This window comes from Sodalis sp. (in: enterobacteria), assembly GCF_047607725.1.
GTDB lineage: Bacteria > Pseudomonadota > Gammaproteobacteria > Enterobacterales > Enterobacteriaceae > JBLKSS01.
In genome coordinates, this window is sequence record NZ_JBLKSS010000285.1 from 1 (window position 1) to 1,922 (window position 1,922).

The 1,922-nt window shown below is 59.8% G+C and carries 1 protein-coding gene and 2 pseudogenes; all 3 read left to right on the plus strand.

Going from position 1 to position 1,922, the window contains the following annotated elements; genetic code table 11:
- On the plus strand, positions 1-234 hold a 234-nt coding region (locus tag ACMX3H_RS18395), incomplete at its 5' end, for a transposase domain-containing protein (protein ID WP_415211820.1).
- Positions 235-266: 32 nt separating this feature from the next.
- Positions 267-1,012 (plus strand): annotated as a pseudogene (gene proV, locus ACMX3H_RS18400) (glycine betaine/L-proline ABC transporter ATP-binding protein ProV); the annotation flags it as partial.
- Positions 1,005-1,784 (plus strand): annotated as a pseudogene (locus ACMX3H_RS18405) (proline/betaine ABC transporter permease ProW); the annotation flags it as partial. The pseudogenes proV and ACMX3H_RS18405, both read left to right, overlap by 8 nt.
- Between the last annotated feature and the right edge of the window lie 138 nt (positions 1,785-1,922).

A 1,922-nucleotide genomic window follows, 5' to 3' on the forward strand; every position in this document is an offset into this window, starting at 1 on the left:
ATCGCTGAAAACGCGCTGCGGGTAATAAGCCTGGGTCGCAAGAACTATCTGTTCTTCGGTTCGGATAGCGGCGGCGACCGGGCGGCGCTGATGTATACGCTGATCGGCAGTTGCAAACTGAACGGCGTGGAGCCGGAAGCATATCTGCGCCATGTGCTGGCGATTATCGCGGATCATCCCATCAACAAAATCAAAGAGCTCCTGCCGTGGAACCTCACCATCCCTGCTGAATAACTGTCAATACGGCGCTGGGCGTACGCTTACGGCTGGAACAGCATGCGCATTCCTGGCCGGACGAACTGTCCGGCGGCATGCGCCAGTGTGTCGGCCTGGCGCGCGCGCTGGCCATCAACCCCGATATTCTGCTGATGGATGAAGCGTTTTCCGCCCTCGACCTGCTCATTCGTACCGAAATGCAGGACGAGCTTATCAAGCTGCAGTCCCGCCACCAGCGCACCATCATCTTTATCTCCCATGACCTTGACGAGGCGATGCGCATCGGCGATCGCATCGCTATCATGCAAGGGGGCGAGGTGGTGCAGGTGGGCACGCCGGACGAGATCCTTAATAACCCGGCCAACGACTATGTCCGCACCTTCTTCCGCGGCGTGGATATCTCGCAGGTATTCAGCGCCAAAGATATCGCCCGTCGCCGGCCGGTGACCCTGATCCGTAAAACCCCCAGGCGTCGGCCCGCGCTCCGCGCTGAGGCTGCTGCAAGATGAGGATCGTGATTTCGGCTATGTGCTGGAACGTGGTCAGAAATTTATCGGCGTAGTGTCCATTGATTCGTTGAAGGCCGCCCTTTCCGCCAACGGTACGCTTGGAAGACGCGTTGCTGGCATCGCCGGCCACCATCCCCGCCGAGACACCGCTCAGTGAATTGATTTCAACCGTCGCCCAGGCGCCCTGCGCCGTACCGGTCGTCGGCGAAGATAATCAATACATCGGCATTATTTCCAAAGGGATGCTGCTGCAGGCGCTGGATAAAGAGGGGATGACTAATGAGTAACACCACAACCGATCCGTGGGCGGCGACCAACACGGCGCCCGCCCAGCACGCCGCGGGCCAAGAAGCCGCAGGCCAGGCCGCCGATCCCTGGAGCAGCACCGCGGCACCCGCCGGTGAGGCGGCCCATAGCGCTCCCGCCGCCGCCGATGCCTGGGGCAATGTCGCCGCGCCGGGAGGCGATGCCGCCTCGCAACACGCGGCGCAGCAAAGCGCTGACTGGCTTAACAGCATTCCGGCCGACGCGCCCGCGCATTTCAATGTGTTTGACCCCTTTCATCAAACGCTGATCCCCCTCGATCGCTGGGTCACCGAAGGCATCGATTGGGTAGTATTGCACTTTCGTCCGCTGTTTCAGGGCATCCGCGTCCCGGTGGACTTCATCCTAAGCGGCTTTCAACACCTGCTGCTGGGCATGCCGGCCCCGGTGGCGATGATCATTTTCGCGCTGATAGCCTGGCTAATGTCGCCGCTCGGCATGGGCGTCGCCACGTTGGCGTCGCTTATTATCATCGGCGCCTGGTCGCAGGCGATGGTGACGCTGGCGTTAGTGCTCACTTCGATGTTGTTCTGCATCGTACTCGGGCTGGCGCTGGAGATTTGGCTGGCGCGCAGCAACGGCGCGGCAAAGATTATCCGCCCGCTGCTGGATGCGATGCAGACGACGCCGGCGTTCGTCTATCTGGTACCGATCGTCATGCTATTCGGTATCGGTAATGTGCCAGGCGTCGTGGTCACGATTATCTTCGCCCTGCCGCCGATAGTACGGCTGACTGCAGATTCCGACGTATCCGATCATCTGTTCCGGCGACATCCGATCAGTTATTCCGATATTTTCCGATCACCCATTCCAGTGATATTCGATCACGTGTTCGCTCATCTTCTGACTCAGTTTTAGTCTATTTTTCCTGTG